22 protein-coding genes are annotated in these 23207 nt (G+C 39.9%); 13 read left to right on the forward strand and 9 right to left on the reverse strand.

The genetic code is table 11. The features are described from left to right. Positions 1–133: 133 nt before the first annotated feature. The 4 genes from azu to C427_RS19465 all read right to left on the reverse strand — a co-directional run bounded on the left by azu (position 134) and on the right by C427_RS19465 (position 5387). Positions 134–586 carry an azurin gene (gene azu, locus C427_RS19450; protein WP_081589032.1) on the reverse strand — a complete coding sequence of 151 codons (453 nt, stop codon included), beginning with the start codon at positions 584–586 and terminating at the stop codon, positions 134–136. Positions 587–856: 270 nt separating this feature from the next. Next, positions 857–3031 (reverse strand): TonB-dependent receptor, encoded by a 2175-nt coding sequence (locus C427_RS19455; RefSeq protein ID WP_007639835.1) that lies wholly within the window; start codon positions 3029–3031, stop codon positions 857–859. A gap of 247 nt (positions 3032–3278) precedes the next feature. Then, positions 3279–4145, reverse strand: coding sequence for a helix-turn-helix transcriptional regulator (locus C427_RS19460; protein ID WP_007639833.1), 867 nt, complete (start codon positions 4143–4145; stop codon positions 3279–3281). Between the two features lie 693 nt (positions 4146–4838). Next, a complete protein-coding gene (locus C427_RS19465) occupies positions 4839–5387 on the reverse strand; it encodes an iron transporter (protein ID WP_007639829.1) in 549 nt (182 codons plus the stop codon). A gap of 358 nt (positions 5388–5745) precedes the next feature. Here C427_RS19465 and C427_RS19475 point away from each other — a divergent pair, with 358 nt between their 5' ends. The 5 genes from C427_RS19475 (at position 5746) to C427_RS19495 (ending at position 12675) form a co-directional block, all read left to right on the forward strand. Continuing rightward, entirely contained in the window at positions 5746–6183 is a 438-nt protein-coding gene (locus C427_RS19475) for a Fur family transcriptional regulator (protein ID WP_007639822.1), read from the forward strand. Positions 6184–6286: 103 nt separating this feature from the next. After that, on the forward strand, positions 6287–8017 hold the full coding sequence (locus C427_RS19480; protein ID WP_007639818.1) for a DUF4856 domain-containing protein: 1731 nt from the start codon (positions 6287–6289) through the stop codon (positions 8015–8017). A gap of 159 nt (positions 8018–8176) precedes the next feature. Continuing rightward, positions 8177–9433 (forward strand): imelysin family protein, encoded by a 1257-nt coding sequence (locus C427_RS19485; protein WP_007639815.1) that lies wholly within the window; start codon positions 8177–8179, stop codon positions 9431–9433. Positions 9434–9455: 22 nt separating this feature from the next. Then, the gene (locus C427_RS19490; protein ID WP_407636129.1) at positions 9456–11660 is read left to right on the forward strand and encodes a TonB-dependent receptor family protein; all 2205 of its coding nucleotides are present in this window, start codon (positions 9456–9458) and stop codon (positions 11658–11660) included. A 55-nt stretch (positions 11661–11715) separates the two neighbouring features. Further along, complete coding sequence (locus C427_RS19495) at positions 11716–12675, forward strand: sterol desaturase family protein (RefSeq protein ID WP_007639811.1); 960 nt, start codon at positions 11716–11718, stop codon at positions 12673–12675. Positions 12676–12782: 107 nt separating this feature from the next. Here the strand turns inward: C427_RS19495 and C427_RS19500 are convergent, their stop codons facing one another. Further along, positions 12783–14930 carry a TonB-dependent siderophore receptor gene (locus tag C427_RS19500; protein ID WP_007639809.1) on the reverse strand — a complete coding sequence of 716 codons (2148 nt, stop codon included), beginning with the start codon at positions 14928–14930 and terminating at the stop codon, positions 12783–12785. Positions 14931–15063: 133 nt separating this feature from the next. Here C427_RS19500 and C427_RS19505 point away from each other — a divergent pair, with 133 nt between their 5' ends. After that, positions 15064–16269: a PepSY-associated TM helix domain-containing protein gene (locus C427_RS19505; RefSeq protein WP_007639807.1), complete on the forward strand. Its 1206-nt coding sequence runs from the start codon at positions 15064–15066 to the stop codon at positions 16267–16269. Between the two features lie 179 nt (positions 16270–16448). Here the strand turns inward: C427_RS19505 and C427_RS19510 are convergent, their stop codons facing one another. The 3 genes from C427_RS19510 to C427_RS19520 form a co-directional block, all read right to left on the reverse strand. After that, positions 16449–16763, reverse strand: coding sequence for a hypothetical protein (locus C427_RS19510; RefSeq protein WP_007639805.1), 315 nt, complete (start codon positions 16761–16763; stop codon positions 16449–16451). Between the two features lie 64 nt (positions 16764–16827). Continuing rightward, complete coding sequence (locus C427_RS19515) at positions 16828–17190, reverse strand: hypothetical protein (RefSeq protein WP_015431219.1); 363 nt, start codon at positions 17188–17190, stop codon at positions 16828–16830. Further along, positions 17171–18028, reverse strand: a complete 858-nt coding sequence (locus C427_RS19520; RefSeq protein ID WP_407636128.1) for a putative RNA methyltransferase — start codon at positions 18026–18028, stop codon at positions 17171–17173. Before C427_RS19520 ends, C427_RS19515 begins: the two co-directional genes overlap by 20 nt. Before the next feature lie 522 nt (positions 18029–18550). Here C427_RS19520 and C427_RS27835 point away from each other — a divergent pair. From C427_RS27835 to C427_RS27845, 3 genes are all read left to right on the forward strand, one after another. Further along, a complete protein-coding gene (locus C427_RS27835) occupies positions 18551–18808 on the forward strand; it encodes an MBL fold metallo-hydrolase (protein ID WP_015431220.1) in 258 nt (85 codons plus the stop codon). Continuing rightward, complete coding sequence (locus C427_RS27840; RefSeq protein ID WP_226991195.1) at positions 18801–19040, forward strand: MBL fold metallo-hydrolase; 240 nt, start codon at positions 18801–18803, stop codon at positions 19038–19040. The genes C427_RS27835 and C427_RS27840 overlap by 8 nt, the downstream gene beginning before the upstream one ends. Before the next feature lie 87 nt (positions 19041–19127). Continuing rightward, positions 19128–19484 (forward strand): MBL fold metallo-hydrolase, encoded by a 357-nt coding sequence (locus tag C427_RS27845; protein WP_015431222.1) that lies wholly within the window; start codon positions 19128–19130, stop codon positions 19482–19484. A 16-nt stretch (positions 19485–19500) separates the two neighbouring features. Here the strand turns inward: C427_RS27845 and C427_RS19530 are convergent, their stop codons facing one another. After that, on the reverse strand, positions 19501–20394 hold the full coding sequence (locus C427_RS19530) for a LysR family transcriptional regulator (RefSeq protein ID WP_007639799.1): 894 nt from the start codon (positions 20392–20394) through the stop codon (positions 19501–19503). A gap of 132 nt (positions 20395–20526) precedes the next feature. On the opposite strand from C427_RS19530, the gene C427_RS19535 reads away from it, so the two are divergent. From C427_RS19535 to C427_RS19550, 4 genes are all read left to right on the forward strand, one after another. Then, on the forward strand, positions 20527–20973 hold the full coding sequence (locus C427_RS19535) for a DoxX family protein (RefSeq protein ID WP_007639797.1): 447 nt from the start codon (positions 20527–20529) through the stop codon (positions 20971–20973). A 26-nt stretch (positions 20974–20999) separates the two neighbouring features. Beyond that, the gene (locus C427_RS19540; RefSeq protein WP_007639796.1) at positions 21000–21608 is read left to right on the forward strand and encodes an FMN-dependent NADH-azoreductase; all 609 of its coding nucleotides are present in this window, start codon (positions 21000–21002) and stop codon (positions 21606–21608) included. Beyond that, the gene (locus C427_RS19545) at positions 21608–22564 is read left to right on the forward strand and encodes a glutathione S-transferase family protein (protein WP_007639795.1); all 957 of its coding nucleotides are present in this window, start codon (positions 21608–21610) and stop codon (positions 22562–22564) included. Before C427_RS19540 ends, C427_RS19545 begins: the two co-directional genes overlap by 1 nt. Positions 22565–22703: 139 nt before the next feature. Beyond that, positions 22704–23144: a DUF4174 domain-containing protein gene (locus tag C427_RS19550; protein ID WP_007639794.1), complete on the forward strand. Its 441-nt coding sequence runs from the start codon at positions 22704–22706 to the stop codon at positions 23142–23144. Positions 23145–23207 lie beyond the last annotated feature (63 nt).

The raw sequence follows: 23207 nt of genomic DNA on the forward strand, positions 1-23207 counted from the left end.
CGTTATTCAAAATTTGTTTAAGCCACGTTGCCGTGCCAGGTATATTCCAATTTAAGTTCAAGTATGGGGGTATGTAGAAGTCATATTATGATAGTCGACACAGTAGAATTTATAGTTCTGCCATGTCGTCTGCCTACTCAGCTATCGTGAATGTACCTTTCATCATTGCAAAATGTCCTACAAAAGAACAAAAGAAAGTGTAGTCACCACCTACCTTCAGATCACTAAGATTGAATGAAACACTGTCACTTTCGCCTCCTCCAATAATTTTTGTATTGGCGATGACTCTAATGTCGGCAGGTTTCAAATATTGATTTTCAAGTCCAGCGCTCCATCCTTCTTGTGCTGCCCCTTGAGCATTTTCGGTGGCAGAAAGCACCCAGTTATGGCCCATCGCATTTCGAGGAAGTGAGCCTGTGTGGGTTAAATTAATCGTCACTGTTTTGCAGACTGCTGCAGACACTGTCAGTGCTGCAGGAACAAAATTCATATTGTCACCTACTTGAACTTCAATGTTGCAAGAGTTTGCATATACGTCAGAGGAAATGAGTGTTATTAGCAAACATCCATAATATAAAAATTTCATATTTTTACCCTTTATAAAAATTCATGATGACATTAAAATCCACTAAATGCAAATGATAACAATTACTATTTGCATTGAGTTTTATTTGTTTTTCGTTTCAAAATAGAGCGGAATAAGCGTTTATTTGCGTAATAAAATGTACCTTATGTCATCAAATTGTTCGCCCAAAAATAAGATCTACACACATCAAATTTAATAACAAATATGCGATAAAAAATCGGACTATATTCACATACAGCCCGTTGCTTAATATCGTCTATCTTTATGTGCTTAAAACGTCATTTTTACAGCCAACCCGATCATTCTAGGTGAAGCCAAAGGCGCATAGAAATTACCATCATCTCCAAATAGAAAGTTCTGGTATGCCTGTCCCGCTGCATATCGTTGGTTACTTATATTTTCCACATTTATTGACACTGACCATTTATCTGTTTCATAGCCTGCTGACAGCCCACCAATATATTGCATATCTCTGACCGCAGTTCCTTCTGGATTAAGTGGCGTTTTTCCGATTGCTTGCAAGTCTGCTTGCACATACCAATGGTCTGTGAATCGGTAAATCAGGCCTAGATAGGCATCAAATTTCGGTATTAAGTAGACACTATTACCTTTCAGGTTTTGAGTAGAAGTAAATGGATAATCCTTGTACTGGGCATCGGTGTAACCAAACCCTAAATTAATGGAGAGCTTTTTAGTCAGATATCCAGACAGTTCAGCCTCCAAACCTTGGCTTTTTATTGCTGCATCTGAGCTAATCAGATTGGTTGATAAAACTCGACCTTCAGCATCGGTTAAAATACGATTCTCCTGCCAAGTGTTAGCATCGATATAAAATGCCGCGACAGAAAAGAATAATTTGTTCTGGAATAGATACCCTTTGCTGCCTATTTCGTAAGACCAGAGTTGCTCTTTGTCATAACTGCCAAATTCATTTGCAATGTCAGCGCCATTACCAGCTACAACTAGGTTGTAATTGCCAGGTAGGTAACCTTTGGTCATTGTGGTGTAAACACTCAGCTCATTATCAAATACATAACTTAGAGAGAATTTAGGAATAAGAGTTTTATCCTGCTCACTTTGTGCGACTTCAGGAAAACCAAACACACCGAGTGCGCCCAAATCCAGTTCGCCTGCATCTTGCTCAATCTCACGTGATGCTAATTCGTGGCGAAGACCAAACGTCATGTTAAGTTGATCCGTCAGAGGATAAATAACCTGTCCGAAAATTGCGGTGTCTTTTGCGTCAAAGCGTTGTTCTGGAGCGGGAGAAAAGTCATCGATGTTACCAGGTCCTATTAATGTCGATAATTTACGTGTTCGTTTTTGATAGAGGTAATTAAGGCCAATTACCCATTGAACCACTTCATCATCTGCACTGTTAAAACGTGTTTCTAGGTTCCAAAAAGTATCTTTTAACTGAGTCCCCCCTGCACTAAAAGCGGCCGCAGTGAGGTCTAAATCAGTACCATAAGATTCATCGTCTCTATTACGATAGCTGCTCACCACATGAAAAACGCCGGCATCATAATCTTTTTCTAACGCTAACCCTAACGCCCACTCTTTTGAATTGGTTTGTTTGGGCGCATCGTTGGCAATTTCAAAATCACCTACTGTCAGCCCTGCATTAAAAGACTCAGCATACAGTGCGTTATAAGCGTCGATATCCAAGGGGGCAAACTCTTGTTCATAAAGACCTGGGGCATCAATTTCGTTATAAATACCTATCATATTCAGTTGTGTATCATCGTTAAATTGATAACGAAGTCTGGTACTTAGGGCTAAATCATTAATTTCTCCCTGTTCATCAATAGAGCTAGCGATATTTTTCACATAGCTATCACCATGTTCATATTGAAAATTAAATATGCTGCTTAAATTGGTATTCAGATTAGCGTAAATATTACCATTTACTTCTTCAGTGCTGCGTCCTTCAAAAGCCTTTAGTTTTAACCCTATCTGCCCACCTTCTTCACCATCAGGCGCTTGTGAGTTAATAATAATAATTCCGGCATTAACATTAGCGCCGTATAAGGTACTTTGCGGGCCACGTAAAATTTCAATTTGTTCGATATTATTAAGTTGTATCGTGCCAGGATCACGAAATGGAATACCGTCTACATAAACCGCCACTCGGTTAACGACGAACGGGTTAGATTGAATACCTCGAATAGAAATCGATGTTGGGCCCACCTGACCAATTTGATTGACCGAGACGTTAGGTGCAACTTTACTTATATCCCTGAGATCTTCAATATTAGCCCTTTTGATGAGTTCACGACTCAATACAGTGACCGAATTAGGCGTTTCAAGGATAGTTTGTTTGAGCTTAAAACCATTCACGACAATTTTTTCAATACTCTGTTCTTGGCTTTCAAGGTCAGAAGACTGAGCGAGGCTGCTTAGGCTTATAGTGGTGCTGACTAATATAAGTGCTGTTTTGAACATATATTTCCTTTAGCGCTTCTATTTGCTGTCTTTGTTGAGCTGGACAATAAACAAAGCAATTGTTGAATGCTGTGAATGTTAATAGTTATCATTCTCAATTATAACTATTAAGTCACAATGATAACTTCAGCAATAGAGTGTTTTATTTCAGCAATTGGGCAAAGCGCTAGTGTTTATTGATTGTCGGTTATTGATTATTGATTATTGATTATTGATTATTGATTATTGATTATTGATTATTGATTATTCAAATGACGATCACAGTGCTGGCATTAAAACCATAGTGAGTGTTAAATTTTTCACTAAAATAAGGCAGACTATAGCCAATCCGATAAGCGGTTTCAGTTACGCTATGTCCTTGTTCAAGCAACATGATTGCTTTCTCCATTCGACGTTCGGTTACATACTCTTGAATAGTACATCCGTAGCTATTTCGAAATGCTTGGGTAAGTGATCTAACATTGGTCGCAGCTATACTCGCCATTACGGCAAGTGTGGGTACATTTTCAAGATCGGCTTCAATAATGTCCCTAGCCTGCTTAGCATAACGTGTCACGTTTTTAGCTAATATGAAGTCGTTATTTGTCAGTACCGCCGTAGCAACCGCCATATACTCATACGCTTTTGCTTCCATATATAACTCTAACGCTTTGCCTTGAAACCACTGATCAGCACTAGAGCAGAGACGTTTCGCTATATCAAAGGGAATATTAGTTGAAATATTGAGCGGTGCATCGGTTGCCAACTTAGCTAAAATATCCTGCAATTCTTCAGACTGTAAAGTAGCGATGTCAGAGAAATGTAAACCACCGGAAAATACCCGCCCTTTGCCTATTCGCGTAGTGACATTTTCATCAAAACCTGCAGGACATTGAAGGATTTGCAACGACGCTCCGCAAGTCTGAATTTGACCGAGCGAAAGGGACTGAAACTGCATATTCGCAAAGCCAGATCCAATATGCAGACCTTCCGGCACTTTGGTGTTGTATGTAGTGTCAGTGTTTAAATGATGCTGACTTGACCAAAGTTCGCCAAATCGTGTAGTGCCGTTTTCAAATGCCTTATTTTCAGGTGAAATAAGGTCATCTATTTGTTTGAGTTTGCATGTCGGCATAAACCGTACTGATCTCTTTTTATTCATTTATATTCTGACACTCCGAAGGTTTAGTTCCTTTTGATTAAAGTTTGAAACCTGTGGTTTTAAAAATAGACCTGATACTGACACCCATCAGTTGTTGATAGGCGAGGTGTAAAATATAGATCGCATCTTAATGCAAATAATAACAATGGGTGATTACACTGATAATTAGGTGCTTAATCGATCAGGATCATGAATTATCAGGGTCAAAACAAGGTTAAAAAATTTGTATCGTTGTGCGTTATTACTTATTAAAAACCGTCATTTTAATTAATGTAAGTTTATATTTGCTCTGTATGGGTATTTTATTTTTCCAAAAAAGTGAATGTAAAAAGAAAAATAATTGGAACTTAACTACGCATACACCATAAATAATCGAACTTTTTCGCTCTGGTGATGTTATCGAAATCTCTTATTAATAAAATATATACTGCAGCAGTAGATGGCGCTCAAACACGTGCTGGAAATTTTTTCAATCCACAGCATCACTACTATTCGGTTAGTGTTGAGCAGGTACCCTCGGAGAATACCTGCCCATAGAGCGATGTTAGGCAAAGACCAGTCCACCTAACATAACAAATATATTAATCTAAATGATAATGATTATCAATAGTATTTTTAGATATATTACAAAATCAAAAAACGTTTCGATATATTCAGATCGTAAAACTATTTTGTCGTCCTGCTTGCCCTTGCGATCTCTGAAAAGTCGACGTCTTTATAGGTATAACTTTGCTCTTTAGAAAGGTTATTTCCATAAGTGTTAAGCCAGTCTCTGTGTATTGCTAACTCCGTATGCGCTGGAGGAATAATATTGAATGTCACAGTGTATTTGTCATCAATACTGCCAGGAAGCGTTATATTTCGGGCATAATGAAAGTTATCGACCAAGTTAATATGTGGTACTACATCTATAAAAGTGCTTAATCCTGTTTTTTGATTAATCACCCGAGAAGTAATATGTAGGTATGGGACAAATCCACCACTGGGCGTACCTTTGGGTGTATTTTTAGTATCCCAGTTTGCTCTTGCCTCAATATGAACATGTGTCTCATGTTCTTTAAGATGCAGTAATCCAGCAGGCTGCACATGATCTTTAATTGCACCTTCAAAGATAAATACCAGTCCAGGCTCTAAGCGTTCTTCACCGATAACCAGTTCTAGTGCCATACTGTTGGCAGCCCAAAATATGCTTATAAGGGTTAATAGTTTTTTCATTGTAGTGTCTCCAGTTTAAGATGTTTTAAGTTAGTTTCAGTGCCAATTTTTTTATAAAAGTCTTTTTTTTAAAAATACCCCAGAGTTCTTGATGTGGCTCTTTGTCGCCTAGGATCTGTTTAAATGTCTTCAAAATTCCACATTTATCACAAATCATAAAACGGTCCACTGGAGGATCTATATATGGAAAATTAAGTTTTTTGCATTTCCTCATCTGAATGTTTTGTATCTAAAGTATTTACGCATAAATACACAGTAAACAAATAATAATAAGAACGATTATCATTTGCAATAAAGTTCTGCATAGATATATATTAAAAACCTTCATTTTTAATAAGTTAAAAAACAAGGGAATAGCATGATAGGTGAGCCAGATACTCAAAATATTTCAAAAAACGAGCGTCTATTGATGAGTAAAGGAGTGAAGATCACCAAACCTCGCTTATTGATATTGGAGCTGCTGCAACAATCATCCACACAACATTTCAGTGCAGAGGAGCTATACAGACTATTAGTTTCTAACGGCGGAAAGGTAGGTCATGCCAGCATTCGCAGGATACTCACTGAATTTTGTGCTGCACGCATTGCTGTTAGGCACCATTTTTCTCCCAATAGAATGATTTACGAATTATCCTCACAAAATGACCATGATCACATGATTGATGTTCATACAGGCCAAGTTATTGATTACAACAGCAATGAGTTAATTGAGCTTGCTAAAAAGATTGCCTATGCGCAAGAGTATGAGTTGGCCGATAAAATGCTGGTTCTATACGTTAAAAAAGCCCCCCTTTGAGTTACATACAAATAATGGCGCAAATAGTATTGATTCTCATTTGCGTTTTAATTATAGTGGCTTTATTCAAATATATTAATTATTTTTTAATTCCGAGGAAAACATGTTTAAAACTAAAAAGAGTTTATTGTCAGTTGCTGTAATCGCATCCACACTTGGATTAACCGCCTGTGGTGGAAGTTCTAATGATTCTTTGCCAACGCCAACACCGACTCCTTCGGTCAATAGAGCACCTACAGACATAACGTTGTCTGCCAGTAATGTTTCAGAGAACGTTACAGGTGCCGCTATTGGCACGTTATCAGCAACCGATGCTGATACGGCAGATACCTTTACTTTTGCTGTTAACGACGATCGTTTTGAAATAGATGGTGCGGCGCTAAAACTAAAAGCAGAAAATGCCCTCAACTTCGAACAAGAAACAAGTGTCACCTTGAGTGTTACTGTTACTGACAGTGCAAGTGCCACTTTCAGTAAAGACATAACAGTGAGCGTTGATGACTTATTAGATTATTACGACTTCGAAAGTAAAGCGATGCCTGGAGAGTCTTCAGTTAGTTACAGTGGACAAATTGCACGTCAGTTGTTGATTAGTGATCTATTCAAAGTGATTGGTGCAGAACTAAGCGATGCAACGACGTTTGATACTAACAGCACATTTATTAATCGTGAAGCGGTTATCAATGCACTTAATTCATATTTTGATGTAGCTGATTACGACGTAGCGTCACAGCGCACACTTTTGACTACCACCACACCTAGCAGTCAAACGATGCTGACCGAAATCTCTAGTTCTTCTAAAGATCTAGTCGGTAAAATTGCAGGTAACGATGCCACAGGTCAGCATAAAGACTGGAATAGTGAGTTTGCAGGTTGGGGAGCAAAAGGCTCTACAACACCTGAAGGCCTAGTTCGCACCTTCTTCGGGATGCTAGCAGATAATGCCCAAACACAACTAGACGGAACAGTTCGTCAAGATCCCTTTGGCAACGATATTACTAATATTTCTTTAACCAGTGATGGCCGTGATTTAAAACAACTTATTCAAAAGTTTTTATCAATGTCAGTCTCATTTTCACAAGGTGTAGATGATTACTTAGATAATGATATAGATGGCAAAGGGTTACTTTCTGATCATACTGATACCGCAAAAGCATACACTGATTTAGAGCATCAGTTTGATGAAGGGTTCGGTTATTTCGGTGCGGCCAGAGATTATCTTGATTACAGTGATGAAGAAGTAGCAACGAAGGGCGGTCGTGACGATTGGCAGCTTTATCACGATACCAATGGAGATGGATCCATTGACTTCAATTCTGAGTATAATTTCGGTCATTCTACTAATGCATCTAAGCGTGATCGAGGTGCGACAGTCGCTAACGATTTCAGCAAACAAGCGATGGACGCATTTTTACAAGGTCGTAAATTGTTAAATGATACCGCTGGTGTTGCGTTAACAGATGGGCAAAAGACTGAGCTCTATGGGTATCGTGATACTGCCGTTCTAACATGGGAAAAAGCCATTGCAGCAACGGTTGTTCACTACATCAATGATGTAGATGCAGATCTAGGATCGATTGGAACTGATGACTTTAGTTATGCTGATACTGCAAAACATTGGTCTGAAATGAAGGGCTTTGCTTTAGGCTTGCAGTTTAACAAAGCCACACCTCTTAGCGATACAGACTTCATCACAGTTCACACCATGATAGGTGACATGCCGGTGTTAACAGGTGAGGTTGAAGTGTCGGCTTATCGTGCTGATCTATTAATAGCTAGAGATTTGTTGCAGGCAGCTTATGCATTTGATGCTGAGAATGCTGCCAATTGGTAAACCTTTTATAACAAGATTCCGTAATAGGATTTCATAATGAAATTCTATAACAAATCATATAAATAAACTGGAATAACACTGCTGATATTCCTAAGAGGTTACCCTTTCGAGGCTAACCTCTTTTTTAAATTTTACGTTATACATATTGGAGTAGAAGAAGTGGCAAAACCTTTTAATTCGAAGCTAATCAATATAGTGCTAAATAGCGCCGCTATTGGTGTCATATTGGGTTTGGTGGCCTGTGGCGAAAGTTCAAGTAGCACTCAAGGGGCGCTATTTTCTAAAGCTGCAACTAACCCAACAGCGCCAAGCAATAATTTCAACCAAACATTGCTTCTGCAAAGTTTAACTGACAATGTCATCGTTCCGACTTACACAAAATTTGCTCAATTAGCGGTTGATCAAGAGACTGCAATTGGTGATTACTGCGATGCTTTGACCTCTCAAGCAACTGATACGGACGCAAAACAGATTTCAGCAAAACAAAGCTGGCGAGATGCCATGGCGGTTTGGCAAATAGCCGAAGTGATGCAAATAGGGCCACTTCTGGATAACAACAACGCTCTGAGAAACAAGATATATTCTTGGCCTAATACGAGTGCTTGCGCATTAGATCAAGACGTAGTGTTAGCTGAACAAGCAGGCTATGACATCAGTACACGTACGGCTAGCAGAAAAGGCTTGGATGCCATCGAATACTTGTTGTTCAATCCAAACTTAAATCATAGCTGTACTGTATTTGGCACCGATCCCCAAGGTTGGAATAATCGTACAGATGAAGACAGAACAGCCGCAAGATGCGGATTAGCAAAATTGGCTTCGGCAGATTTAGTTTCTAATTCTGAAGAACTATTGACGGCCTGGAACGGCACAGAAAACGCCCAAGGTTATGCAGATATTCTTAAAAATGCAGGTCAGCAGGATAGCATATTCAGCAGTGCTCAAGACGCTGTAAATGATGTGTCTGACGCAATTTTCTATATTACAGAATTCACTAAAGATGCCAAATTAGCGACACCACTTGGTGTGTTTGCAAATGATTGTGGACTTTCACCCTGTGCTGAAAACGTAGAATCTCGTTTTGCTTATCAATCTCTACAAAATATCATCAGTAACATTCAAGGATTAAATATGATTTTTTTGGGTGGCGAGACGGATGCAGGTATCGGATTCGATGATTATCTGCTTGATGTAGGTGCAACTGACACCGCAGCAAAAATGCGTGGTGATTTAACTGAGGTCATAGAGTTTTCCTTGAGTTTACAAAGTTCGCTTACAGACTTGTTATTGCAAGATCCAGAGCAAGTACAAAAAGTACACAAGCAACTTAAAGACGTAACAGATATTATGAAAACAGACTTTATTCAAAGACTCGCGCTTGAATTACCCGCTACATCGGCAGGTGACAATGATTAATTTAAATGAATTAAGACCATCAATGAACAAAAAGCCCTTAGCAGTATTAATTACCAGCATACTGCTTAGCACATTCGCTGTAGCAGATGATGACAACACTTCAATCGAGCGAATGAGTGTGATCGGCAGCAAAGAAGATCTCATAAAATCGACAGGCTCAGTCACGTTGATTGATGAATTGGAGCTAGAAAAGTTTGAATATGATGACATCGGCAGAATTTTAGCTACCGTACCTGGTGTCAATATCCGTCAAGAGGACGGTTATGGGTTACGTCCTAATATCGGGTTTCGCGGCGTGACACCTGAGCGTAGTAAAAAAATAAATATCATGGAAGATGGTGTTTTAATTGGCCCTGCCCCCTACTCTGCATCTGCTGCTTATTATTTCCCTAATACAACACGTATGACGGCAATAGAAGTCACCAAAGGTCCATCAACCATTAAGTACGGCCCCAATACGGTGGCGGGAACCTTAAACCTCATTTCTAGGCAAGTACCAGATAGCCAAGAAGGTGCCCTAGATTTAGGTCTTGGTACTGACAACTATGGCAAACTCCACGCTTATTATGGCGATACTGTTGGCGACTTTGGATTCCTAGTGGAAGGTTTGCATCTTAAAGCCGATGGTTTTAAAAAGATAGATGGCGGCGGTGATACTGGGTTCGATAAGTCAGATTTGATGGCGAAGTTCAATTATCGACTGGATGGTGATGATTATTCTCAGTTGATTGAATTAAAACTTTCTTACGGAGAAGAAACATCGGATGAAACCTACCTTGGCATAACTGATGCGGATTTTGCTGAAAATCCTTATAGACGTTATGCATCTAGTCAATTAGACCAGATGAACTGGGAGCATCAACAAGTTCAGTTAACCCATCATATTGAATTTTCTGATTTTAATGCCACAACACGGATCTATCGTAATGACTTCGAACGCGATTGGTTCAAAGTAAACGAATTCATTAGTTCCCAAGGTGGCTTTGTACCCACGTTGCAGCAAATTTTGCGTGACCCAACAAGCGAACAAAACCTTCCTTACTACCAAACCTTAACAGGTGATAGAGATAGCACCTTAAGAGAAATCTTGGTGTTAAGTACAAACGCTCGTGAGTATTATTCGCAGGGCATGCAAATAGACTTTGCATGGGACTTGGGACTGTTTGGCCTTGAACATGAAATTGAAGGAGGTATTCGTTTTCATGAAGACCAAATTGAGCGAAATCATATAGAAGACAACTTCTTTGTACGCTCAGGAAACCTGCAATCTACCGGTGAAGCTACAAAACCCACTTCAACCAATACTGAAAACACTGAAGCACTGTCTGTATATATTCAAGACACACTGCAGTTTGAAGATCTCAGTTTAACGTTGGGTGTTAGAGGTGAGTCGATTGATGGTTATTATCAAAACCGGGCACCGGGCCGAAAGCAAGACTTTCTGAAAAAAACTAACAGGATCTGGTTACCCAGCGTCAGTGCGTATTATGAGTTGTCTGAATTCTCAGGTATCTTTGGTGGTGTACACAGTGGTTTTGTGCCTACCAGTCCTGCGCAAGCGGCAGAAGTTAAAACTGAAAAAAGTGTTAACTATGAACTAGGTTATCGATACGTTAATAGTGGTCAAAAAGCTGAAGTGATAGGTTTTTTCACTGACTACAGTAACCTTAAAGAAAGTTGTTCTGTCTCTGCTGGCTGCGACACTGACACTGAATTTAATGCAGGAGAAGTCGATATTTATGGGGTTGAGGCCACGTTAAGTGATACATATAAACTTAATAGCCAGTTATCCCTACCTTGGTCGATTGTGTATACGCATACTGAATCCGAGTTTAAAGACACCTTTTACTCTGATTTTACTCAATGGGGATTTGTGAACGAGGGTGATGGTGTCCCTTATTTAGCTGATGATATGTTATCTCTCAGTCTGGGTTTAACCGCCAATAACTGGCAAATATTTATATTAGCCAGTTATTCTGGCGAAATGAAAGAATCGGCACAGGCTGCTCTAACGGGTGATCCAAGAGATTCATCACTAGCAGGCATAAAAACTGACGCACTGAGTAATGTTGATTTATCAGGAAGTTATAATCTAACAAGCAATAGTCAGCTGTATGCAAAGATAGATAATATTTTTGATACCGCAAAAATATCAAGTCGTAGACCTTTTGGCGCAAGACCGACTAAACCTAGACAGTTTCAAGTGGGTTATAAATACAGGTTTTAAATGACTGTGTTTTAAATGGCTGTGTTTTAAGTGACTGTGTTTTAAAGAGGATTAGATGCAAATAGTTGATTTACTAAGCGAGAGTATTCTGTCCTTACCTGGATATTTCATGGATGCCAATAAACGTGTTTTTGGTATCTACTTAGTATCAGCTATTTTGCTCGCTATTCCGGCTTACTTAGTTCAAAAGAAAAACTTTAGGTTGGGCGCTTTTTGGGGTTACCTGTTTAATAAAAAAATATGGTTTCATGCTTCTGCGCGACTTGATTACAGCTTGTTTATCGTAAACCGTCTGCTAAAAGTATTGTTTTGGGCACCCATAGTCTTGACTATGGTGCCAATCGCAATCGGATTTTCAGATTTACTTGCAACTCTGTTCGGCGACATGGCACCTATCACTGAAAACCAAATGGTTATCATCAGTATATTTACCTTGGTACTGTTTTTGTTAGATGACCTGACGCGTTTTTTACTACACTTAGCCATGCATAAAGTGCCCGTTCTGTGGGATTTCCATAAAGTACATCATTCAGCAAAAGTGATGACACCGATGACAATATATCGAAGTCATCCTTTTGAAAGCTATTTATATGCATGCAGAATGGCACTTGCTCAAGGGTTAGCAGTGGGTATTGGTTATTATTTTTTTGGACCAACACTGAGTATGTTTGATGTACTGGGTGCCAATATTTTTGTATTTGTTTTCAATGTCATGGGAGCAAACCTACGCCACTCTCACGTATGGTGGTCTTGGGGGGATACAATTGAGTCATGGTTTATCAGCCCTGCACAACATCAAGTACATCATAGCGATAAGCCTGAGCACTTCGACCGTAATTTAGGCTCAACCTTCGCTATTTGGGATAGGATGATTGGCACCTTAATTTACTCATCTAAGGTGGGTAAAATTCGGTTTGGTATCGGCGCTGGTGACTCAGGTCATCAGTCAATATATCAAGCCTATATCAAGCCATTTCAAGATAGCGTTTCAAGAATGACATCCGTAAAAAAATAGGGCCTATTCTTAGCCATACTGATTATTGTATTGATGCTAATGGGTATTCAATTTTTTAGATAAAGTCAGCATCACCAAAAGATTTAAGATGATGCGGACTCAGTTACCTAAAAGTTATGACTGACCTGTAACAGGACGGTTCGTGGCTCACCGGGAAAATGGCCATTGCGTTGATTAAATCCACTAGACGCATATTCTTTATCAAACAGGTTACGAATATTTAACTGAACATCGAACGTTTTATATGACGTCCTCCAGCTAGCGTCCCAGACAACATATGCTTTAACCGTTTGACCACTAAAGCTGATACGTTCACTGACGTAATCCATGCCCATCGCAAATGCAGAATCGATAGAAGGCATGTCGTAACGCGTCCAGAGTCCGAGTGTGTGGTCTGGTGCATTAACGAATTCATCGCCCACAGAGTTACGTATTGAGTTAGGCAGTCCTCCCGTAATTTTTGCATCGTTGTATGCGTAATTGAATGTACCTGTCCAGTTTTCACTGATATCGCCTACTGCATCAAATTCAATGCCTTTACTGGTCACTTCTCCAATTTGAAGCACACTAGGTTGGCCGTCGTTTATCCCTGTATCGTCAGGGTTGCCAACGGTGACATTATCTTTAACGATGTCATAAAATGTCAGAGTGGTTAATATGGCATCGTCAAACCACTTATTTTTGACCCCCAACTCCCATTGTTCACTTTCTTCAGGTTTTAGCCTACCGGTTGTGTCGTCATCAAAATCACCGTCTAATATAGAAGAAAGTGATTGCGGATTAAAGCCACTACTTTTTGAAGCAAAGACCGACATATCTGCATTGGGCTTATAAACCACACCAAAACGTGGCGATATATCTGAATCGGAATAGCTTAGATTATTGGTATTATCTTCTTCTTCAAAACGATCGTAACGCATGCCAACAATAGCCTGCCATTGCTCACTTAATGCAATTTGATCCTGTATGTAGAGCCCTGCACGCTTGTTACCTGACTCACTCAAAGGAAATTCTCTAACAAGATAAGTAGAAGGGTCTGCTCCATATACTGGGTTGATAATATCAATATTAGGAATAAGAGATGGCGCTCCACGACCTGCAATAGATAAAAACTCCATATCATTTACAAAATAATCCCCCCCGACTAAAAGCGTATGTTGCATATCCGCCATAGATGTTGTGTAAACAAAATCAGTGGTCACACTGTATTCATCGTTAGCACGATATTGATTACGGAACTCTCTTACCATAGTACGACCATCTTCTAATAGGCCTCTGTTCTCATGGTAGTTTTGAGTCCGTTCGTTAGTCAGGTAGCGCAACACCGTAGTATTGGACAAATTTTCGCTAATGTCTGTATTGATTATGGTTTGCAAGACATCTGCTCTTACCCGTTGAAAATCTGTTTTTTCATTAGGACTGTAGCTAATATCGGCTAGGAAATTACCATTATCGTCCACTGGCACACCTCTTAATCGGTGTCCCCCAAGATCCTGATCGATAAAGTCATACTGGAATATAATTTCACTGTGCTCACTGGGCAGCCAAGTCATTCCTAATGAGAGCAAAGAATTTGTTTCATCGGTATTATTTCTAAAAGGTTTGACGTTTTGATGGAAGCCGCCTATTCGGTATGCCAACGTATCGCTCCCATTTACTGAGCCTGTAAAATCGGCAAACACACCTTTGAGGTTGTAGTTCCCAGCAAAAAGTGCAACTTCTCGTTGTGTTTCAAACTTAGGTTTTTTGGTCACATAATTCAACAAACCACCTGGTTGACCACCTCCGTACAACATACCTGAAGGACCTTTAAGCACTTCAATTCGTTCTATATTAAATAACTGTGGTATCGAAAAACCACCGTATGGGTCGCCTTGAACACCATCATAACGGACCTGATCTTGGCGAAACCCTCTGGCGTTGACACCGGAATAAGAAAACTGTGTCATGCCCGAAATAGAACGGTAAACATCACTGGTTTGACGCGCCGCTTGGTCTTCAAGTAATTCTTGAGATAGCACCTGTAATGATTGAGGTAAGTCCATGTAATCAGTAAGCGTCTTTGTTGCCATTACGGATTCTTGAAAGAAATAAAACTGCGTGGCGCGTCCCTTTACTTCTATCACTTCAATCGGCTTAGTCTCTTCACCCGCCTCACTCACCACCTCAATCACATTATTCATGCTTTGCTGCGCTGCAATACTGCTGCTGAACCCTAACGCTAAAAGCGCTAGGGAAATTTTATTTTTCGTCATGTCGTGTTCCGATTTTTTAGATAAGTGCGAACTAATTAAGTGCGAACTGATTAATTTGAGGTAGAAATGTTAGAGTATATAATTTATTATTGCAAATAATAATCATTCTCGTTCGCAAAAGGAAGATAGTCATTTGGATAGAGCAAAATGGTTCAATGTTCACAGTTGGGTCGGTGTTCAGCTGTCTATATTGCTATGTTTTGTGTTGATTACCGGTACGCTCGCAACGGTGTCACACGAAATAGACTGGGTTACAAATAAAGCGATGCGTGTTGCACCAAGTTCAGTGACCAAGATTAACTGGCAAGCCATATATGTAAGCGCTACAGAGCAATCCCAAACAAAACATTTATCAGTAATTAAACAACCAACAGAAGATTGGTTTGCAGCTGAAGTCATCGCATATGATACAAATAAACAGCGATACAGAATGTTTTTTCATCCAACAACTGGAGAGTATTTAGGCGAAGGCCGCTGGTACAACTGGCAAGTGTTCTTTAGAATGACTCATCGTCATCTGATGTTACCTGTTAAGTATGGCGTGCCCATTATTAGTATCTGTGCATTTCTTTTATTGACCTCGCTTATTACTAGTTTTGTGGTGTATCGACACTGGTGGAAAGGGTTTTTACGTTGGCCTAGAAAACAGCACAGAAAGCTGTTTTGGAGCGATATTCATCGGTTGTTAGGTGCATGGAATATTTGGTTCATACTGGTTGTTAGTATCACGGGAGTTTGGTATTTGCTGGAGGTTTTGGGTGTTAGAGCCAGCTATCCAGATAGAGGCCAGGTCGTGTCTCAGCAAGCGAAAGATAACCGCGTAATGCCATCACCTGATGTTTTCTTAAAAGCAATGAAAACGGTGGATATTGAGTTTCCCGACCTAGACATCAAAACCGTACGATTTCCTACTAGAAAAAACGCCCCAATGATCGTCCAAGGACAATCCACAGCGATATTGGTTAGGGACAGAGCCAATTTGATCTCATTCGACCCTATGACAGGCGAGTTTTTAAGCAAATTTAGAGGCGAGCAGCTAAATTTAGTCGCACGTGTAACAGAGGCAGTTGATCCACTACATTTTGGTACTTTTGCTGGTTTACCGAGTAGGATTTTATACTTCGTATTTGGGGTTTTATTGAGTACTTTAGCGGTAAGCGGCACCTACATGTTCGCAATGAAAACCTCTCGAATAAGCCACCGACAAGTTTTTTCAAAACGAAAAGTATGGAAAAGTGCGCTTTCAAAAATGGGCTTTGGAAAATGGTTTTCTTATATCTCGATAACTATATGTCTGTTGATCGCATTCGGGTTGTTTACTGGACTTATCACTCAATGACCAGTGCAGAATTTCTTATTAAGAATAATCGGGGCGTCACAAAATACTGCTGAACCAGAATTATTATTGATGGACAATACTGAAATATTTTGATCAGTAAGTGGACTTCTTTCATATTGTTTTTCTGGACTATTGTGGGGATACCTCAGGTTCTGGCCCTGATTAATTCCCACAGATTCTTATTCTGATATCGCGATAAAAATTATTGGAAAGCAAAATACTAGGCTTTCCCATAAATTTTCACTCGCTGCGCAGGGAAAATACCTTTCGTCTTTGCTGTTTGCCTGTGGCGATGCGATGCGATAAGTAATGGAATACCCCTGAATTTGTAACATCGGAGCGTCTTCCAGCCCATCCAAAGCCAAGTAGTTATTGCCATCATCCCACACTAATAAGTCCTCGCGCTCAAGAAAACCCATAACACGCTGGCTAATGTGGTGGGTAAGACTATTCAGTTCACTTTTTGTCGGGGCTTTATCGGGTGACCAATTCATCGGGAATGAATTTATTCATTACATCCATGTAATTCACCCTACGGGCCAGCAGAGCTGTTGCTGTTTATTCCAGATAAACAGGCTGGACAACCTCAGGTTGCCCGTAAGGTGGTGAACAAGGATATTCATTATCAAAACCCAATTCACTTTGAACATTTTCAACCAGTAGCACACCAAACATCTCACCAATAATACTATGAGGACCATCCAACAAGCCATAGTTGTGTTGCCATTGGTTTTGACTCACAAGATCCCCTTGTAATTGTTGTACAGCCAATATGCATAGTAGATGTGGCTGATAATAGAATGGAAAAGTAAAACGCTCAGGTAAGGTATACATTTCAATAGGCGCAGTAAAACAAGGATCGTCAAATGGCGATAACCATCCCCCACGGCAGTTTACAACACTATAAGAATGACTTTGCATAAACCCTAATATCAAAGTCGGTTGTGAACTGTTGCAAATCATCGACTAACTTTTGTTTCTTCTGTGCTGTAGCTGACCAATAATAAGGTGTCATCATCAACAAGTTTTCTCTTTGTTGGGGTTCAGTAAGGTGAATAACAAAACCGAGGTTTAATTGCTGCGCCAATGTAAATCCTTCAGGGGTAACTTGACCTGCTTTGTGTTCAGCAGGTTTATCATACAAAGCTTGTTTGAATTCATATAAGTGATTGGCCGCAGGGTTAACGGTTATCCAAATGCCACTGGGTTTTAAGACACGATGAATTTCAATCTCACTGCTGGGCGCAAAAATTTGCAAGACTGCGTCCTGACTGTTGCTTACCAATGGCAATTGAAACGTGCTGGCTACAGAGAAATGGTTATTAGGATACTTTTTAGCGGCTTTTTGTACCGCGAATTTTGAAATGTCCAATCCACTAAATTTAATTTTGAGGTCAGTTTTAATGCACAACTGACTTACTTGGTTCATGTAATAACCTTCACCACAACCCGCATCAAAAAAATTCACCTCGGTTTGGTCTTCAATAGTTGGAAGGGTTGAAAGAGTTATAAGGTGTTGATTAAAGATTTTAGAAATAGAATCTGCCAATGGTTGATAAAACCCTTGTTCTAAAAACGCTCTTCGACCATTTACCATATCTTTATTGTCACCGGGTTGTTTACTATTTTTATGTTGCACCAGTAATAGATTAACGTAGCCCTCTTTCGCAACGTCATAACTATGGCCATTTGTACAAGCCCAGACTTTATTATTTAGTAACAGTACATTTGAGCAAGAGGGGCATTTCCACGAAGACATAAACTATAAATAAACCTTGTTAGGCAGCACTATTTTAGAAACGAAATTGTAACACTAACCTGGGTGTGTTTAATTTTTTGTTACTAAATAACCTGAGCCTGGTGTATGCCATATCGTCCAGTAACACTACTATCGCGCCTAACTTCGTTGAAATTGCTCACTATAGCGGGCGATTCCCTCACAAGTTCGCCTCAATAATCGCAACAAGAGCAACAAATGCTGCACTGGGGCGTTCAATGTCCTTGCAAACCAATTGACATCATCTAACATGTTATTTTTATTGTAATGACTTCTAGGGACGCGGCACCTCTTAATCCGAGTTCAGATTCAATAACCTAAGCTCTGGATAAATAGGCTTTCATCTCATCGTTTTGCAGGAATTTAAATTCGACTACCCATCCATAGGGAACTGATAAATGCGCTCGCATTTCTTAATCTGTACTACTGACAATACAATAGATTAGACATTGGCAGTATTAACCCTAATGTACAAAGCTAGCATTTACTAAAAGGATAGGTGTCATGTTTAAACTCATAGCAGTTTTAATTTTAATTTTAATTTTAATTTTAATTTTAATTTTAATTAACACCAATAGTTATACCAGCCAGTGCAAGGTTGACCAAGTTAAGTTACAAGTATTGGGCTCCGGTGGCCCTGAAATTGATGATGGGCGCAGTTCCAGCGGTTATTTGATTTGGTATAAGAATAAAGCGCGAGTACTTATAGATACTGGCACAGGTTCGAGTGTTAAATTTTATAAAAAGCGGGGCAATGTTTGAAGACCTTCAAGGTATTTTGCTTACCCATTTACATGTTGACCACAGTGCTGATTTACCAGGGTATATTAAAGGTAGTTATTTTACTTCTAGAACTGCTGATATAGGTTTATATGGTCCAGCAGCAAACGATTTGATGCCATCCACTAGTGATTATTTACAAAGACTACTGGGCGATAAAGGTGCCTTTACGTATCTGAAGAGTCATGTGAACAAACGTGCTAGCGCTGACTAAAAAATTGTTGCAATTGATGTTCCATTGGTTAAGGGACAAACATCCACTTATACCCTTGGAAATGATATAACAGCCAAGGCAACCTCCGTGCACCACGGTCCCGTAGCAGCTGTCGCATGGCGAGTTGAAGTGGCAGGCTGTAGCATTGTGTTCTCTGGCGATATGAGTAATAAGTTTGATGTGCTTAGCACATTCGCAAATGAAGCCGATACATTGGTAGCAAGCAATGCGGTACCTGATAATGCCGTTGGCGCACTACTTAATTTACATATGACGCCATCAACAATAGCTCAAATAGCTAAACAAGCTCAGGTAAAACAACTGGTGTTATCACATTTTATGAAACGTACCTTAACCATTCAAAAAGTAACGCAGGCCATTATTCGCCAAAAGTATAGAGAGCCAATAATCCTTGCTACCGATGGTATGATAGTGAGTTTGTAGGCTTTTATTGACTCCCTTACTTAATGATTAATGTTTCGGTGAGAGCTCTTAAACCTTTGCCTTTGTTACTTATTTTCCATGCTAAAAAAGACTCAGCGTTATCTTGTTGCTTAATGTCTAAAGGTAAAAGCACGCCTTTATCAAGATAACCTTGGATCCGATGTTTTGGCAAATTACCAATGCCTATGCCTGCTAATATTGCCTGTATTTTTTGATCCATGTTTTGCACATAGAACATTTGGCCATCACTGCTTAACCCTTCACTGCGAAGTATGCCGTTAAATGACGTATCGTGAATAACGACACGTCTTAATTGCCTCATGACACTTTCTATATTTTGCTTCTTAGCTGAAGCATGGGAAGCTAATGCATGTTTAGCCGCAATAACTGGTACTAACTCAACCCGACCAATAGCGACCGACCTGTAACCTTTTTGAGAAGGTACCGGGCCAGGTGAGCCTACTAACAAGTCAACTCTACTTTGCTCTAATGCCTCCCATCCACCGTTTAATACACATTCAGATATATCAATTTCAATTGTTGGAAATGCCTGTAAAAATTCATTGATCACATTAAAAAAATCTGGAAATGAATGCAACGACTCAAGTCCGATACTGATTCTAGGCTCCCAGCCGGTTGCCACCTCTTTGGCTTTATCTGCCAACCTACGGGTAGTCTGTAAAATATCTCTGCCTTCGGCCAAGATTAAACGCCCAGCAGGTGTTAAAACTGAGCGACGACCCATACGCTGAAATAAAGCGATATCGAGTTGTTCTTCAAGTTTCTGCACTGCATAAGATATAGCCGAGGTTGCTTTGTTCAGCTCCTCTGCGGCTTTTGCAAAACTTCCACGTCTATCGATAGCATCCAGAGTTTCAAGCACCTCGATACTAATTGGATTTCTGGCCACAGCGTCAACTTCCTATTGTTCTAATAATTAGAACATATTAAACATATATTCCCCCTTATTCCAAATATTCAGTTCAGTATAATAGTTCATCAGTTACCTAAACACATCGCAATACTTTATTGGAGCAGCAAAATGAAAACATTTATCAATACATTAATCGTTACAAAAATTGGCCTAGATACCGTACCTGTTCGTGTAGGAGCAGGTGTAATATTCGCCGCTCACGGCGCGCAAAAACTGTTTGGTTGGTTTGGTGGCTATGGGCTAGAAAGCACAGCAGGTTGGATGGAATCTATTGGCCTTGCACCCGGCACGTTAATGGCAGCGTTAGCCGGCAGTGCTGAGTTTTTTGGTGGTTTGTTATTAATCGTGGGTTTCTTGGTACGCCCTACTGCGATTGTTTTAGCAATCACTATGTTGGTGGCAATTGTTACAGTGCATTTTCAAAATGGCCTATTTATGTCCAACAACGGTTACGAGTTTGGGTTGGCACTATTAGTCATAAGTATGGGCTTAGCGCTTAGAGGTGCTGGCAGCCTGAGCATAGACAATCTATTACAAAACAAATTGACTAAATAACCATCATTACTGGTTAGGAGAATACCATGAGCATTTTACATATAGACAGCAGCGCCCGTTTAACCGGCTCTAATACACGCCTTATTGGGCAATACCTTGTGAATACATTAAACACAACCGTGGTGCATCGTGATCTGGCCGTTCACCCCCTTCCTCCCATTACCGCGGAAGATCTCATGGGTGTACATGGCTCATCTAATGATCAACGGGACAGTTTACACACACATTTGACGTTGTCCGATCAACTGATTCAGGAACTAAAAGATGCCGACACATTAGTTATTGGCGCAGCAATGTACAATTTTGGTATACCCGCATCGTTAAAGCAGTGGATAGACGCCATATGCCGCGCGGGCGTCAGTTTTAAATATACCGATCAAGGTCCAGTAGGACTATTGAATATTAAACGCGCATTCATTATTACTGCTACTGGCGGTACACCTGCTGGTAGCAGTATGGACTTTGCCAGTGGTTACTTGGCACACATTTGTAGTTTTTTAGGTGTTAAAGAGGTGTTGCATATCGATGCTAGTGGTTCGAAGGGATCACCTGAACAAATCATTGAGTCGGGTAAACAACAAGTCGATAATCTATTATCAACCGCACAAACCACTGAAGATGTGGTTGTCGCGTAATGGGTTTACTACAGCAAGGTAAATGGGTCGATAAGTGGTATGACACCAAAAATAACGACGGCGAATTTCGTCGTCAAGACAGTCGTTTTAGAAGTTGGCTAACCGCAAATGGCAAAGCCGGCCCTAATAGCGAACAAGGCTTTAAAGCTGAAAAGGGTCGATATCACTTATATGTTTCCTTGGCTTGTCCTTGGGCACATAGAACCCTGATTTTCAGGGAGTTGAAAGGTTTACAAGACTACATTGATGTCACAGCTGTTGAACCCATCATGTTAGAAAATGGTTGGGAGCTCAACGATCCACTGTATGGATTTGATTATGCCTACCAACTCTATTTAAAAGCAGACCCAAGTTATGAAGGCAGAGTCACTGTGCCCATTCTCTGGGATAAACAGACCCAAACGATTGTCAGCAACGAATCATCAGAAATTATTCGCATGTTTAACACAGCGTTCAATCATTTAACCGGTGACCAAACCGATTATTACCCTGAGAGCTTACGCAGCAAAATAGATGTTGTGAACACTCGAGTGTATGAAACCATTAACAATGGCGTGTATCTCTCGGGTTTTGCCACCACGCAACCAGCCTATGAAAAAGCGATCAAGGCGTTGTTTGAGTCACTGGATTGGGTTGAAGATATTTTATCTAAACAACCTTATCTGACAGGAGACCAACTTACTGAAGCCGACTGGCGCCTATTTACCACTTTGATAAGATTTGACGCGGTGTACTTCGGTCATTTTAAAACCAATCGCCAGCAAATTGCTGACTATCCGGCCATGAGTAACTACCTGCGTCAGTTGTATCAAATTCAAGGCATTGCCGAATCTGTGAATTTTGAGCATATCAAAACCCACTACTATAGGAGTCATCTTACAATCAATCCCACAGGAATTGTGCCTGTAGGCCCGCTACAAGATTTTATGACTGCACACAATAGACAAGACCTCTGAAGCACAATCAGCATATTGCAGTCATTGTCAATCTGCACAGTGACTGCAAAATAAAATCAATATCAGGATAATTCACGTATAAGATGGCCTATAGCAGACTCAATCGAGTCGGTTAAATTTCCATTATCAGGCGGTCGATATGAAATTATTATTTTTATGGATTGTCGCCCTTCACGTCTGCACTGCAATAGCGACAACAAAAGTAATGCACCTAACCTCATTAACAGAATTTAAATGGCAAAATAGATTGCTAATCATTCAGGTCAACTCCAAAAAAGAGTTGAGTCAATTACAGGACGAAATCTATTATCACAGCAGTGATTTTAATGATCGTAAGCTGTTAATGTTAATTAGTATTAATGACAAAACTTGGATATTAGATGCAACAACAGCTCAAACTGTATCACCACAACTCAATCATCAAGTACTAAAAATTATCAATCAAAACCTCGAAAAAGTTTTATTAATTGGGCTAGATGGTGGCATCAAAAATCGGTATACCGCTAAAACCTTCAGCTTAGAACAAGTGTTTAATGAGATTGATTTAATGCCGATGAGAAGCAGAAAAACAGATGATTAACAGCTGAATATAAGACCGTAAAGCATCATATATAACAGCCAGTTTTAGCGATAAACTGTTACA

This window comes from Paraglaciecola psychrophila 170 (assembly GCF_000347635.1).
In the GTDB taxonomy this organism is placed as follows: domain Bacteria; phylum Pseudomonadota; class Gammaproteobacteria; order Enterobacterales; family Alteromonadaceae; genus Paraglaciecola; species Paraglaciecola psychrophila.

What these genes read in the sequence shown, in the direction of transcription:
- azu (WP_081589032.1), bottom strand. Translation starts at nt 586, where the DNA reads ATGAAATTTTTATATTATGGATGTTTGCTAATAACACTCATTTCCTCT.
- C427_RS19455 (WP_007639835.1), bottom strand. Translation starts at nt 3,031, where the DNA reads ATGTTCAAAACAGCACTTATATTAGTCAGCACCACTATAAGCCTAAGC.
- C427_RS19460 (WP_007639833.1), bottom strand. Translation starts at nt 4,145, where the DNA reads ATGCCGACATGCAAACTCAAACAAATAGATGACCTTATTTCACCTGAA.
- C427_RS19465 (WP_007639829.1), bottom strand. Translation starts at nt 5,387, where the DNA reads ATGAAAAAACTATTAACCCTTATAAGCATATTTTGGGCTGCCAACAGT.
- C427_RS19475 (WP_007639822.1), top strand. Translation starts at nt 5,746, where the DNA reads ATGATAGGTGAGCCAGATACTCAAAATATTTCAAAAAACGAGCGTCTA.
- C427_RS19480 (WP_007639818.1), top strand. Translation starts at nt 6,287, where the DNA reads ATGTTTAAAACTAAAAAGAGTTTATTGTCAGTTGCTGTAATCGCATCC.
- C427_RS19490 (WP_407636129.1), top strand. Translation starts at nt 9,456, where the DNA reads ATGAACAAAAAGCCCTTAGCAGTATTAATTACCAGCATACTGCTTAGC.
- C427_RS19495 (WP_007639811.1), top strand. Translation starts at nt 11,716, where the DNA reads ATGCAAATAGTTGATTTACTAAGCGAGAGTATTCTGTCCTTACCTGGA.
- C427_RS19500 (WP_007639809.1), bottom strand. Translation starts at nt 14,930, where the DNA reads ATGACGAAAAATAAAATTTCCCTAGCGCTTTTAGCGTTAGGGTTCAGC.
- C427_RS19510 (WP_007639805.1), bottom strand. Translation starts at nt 16,763, where the DNA reads ATGAATTGGTCACCCGATAAAGCCCCGACAAAAAGTGAACTGAATAGT.
- C427_RS19515 (WP_015431219.1), bottom strand. Translation starts at nt 17,190, where the DNA reads ATGCAAAGTCATTCTTATAGTGTTGTAAACTGCCGTGGGGGATGGTTA.
- C427_RS19520 (WP_407636128.1), bottom strand. Translation starts at nt 18,028, where the DNA reads ATGTCTTCGTGGAAATGCCCCTCTTGCTCAAATGTACTGTTACTAAAT.
- C427_RS27835 (WP_015431220.1), top strand. Translation starts at nt 18,551, where the DNA reads ATGTTTAAACTCATAGCAGTTTTAATTTTAATTTTAATTTTAATTTTA.
- C427_RS27840 (WP_226991195.1), top strand. Translation starts at nt 18,801, where the DNA reads ATGTTTGAAGACCTTCAAGGTATTTTGCTTACCCATTTACATGTTGAC.
- C427_RS19535 (WP_007639797.1), top strand. Translation starts at nt 20,527, where the DNA reads ATGAAAACATTTATCAATACATTAATCGTTACAAAAATTGGCCTAGAT.
- C427_RS19540 (WP_007639796.1), top strand. Translation starts at nt 21,000, where the DNA reads ATGAGCATTTTACATATAGACAGCAGCGCCCGTTTAACCGGCTCTAAT.
- C427_RS19545 (WP_007639795.1), top strand. Translation starts at nt 21,608, where the DNA reads ATGGGTTTACTACAGCAAGGTAAATGGGTCGATAAGTGGTATGACACC.
- C427_RS19550 (WP_007639794.1), top strand. Translation starts at nt 22,704, where the DNA reads ATGAAATTATTATTTTTATGGATTGTCGCCCTTCACGTCTGCACTGCA.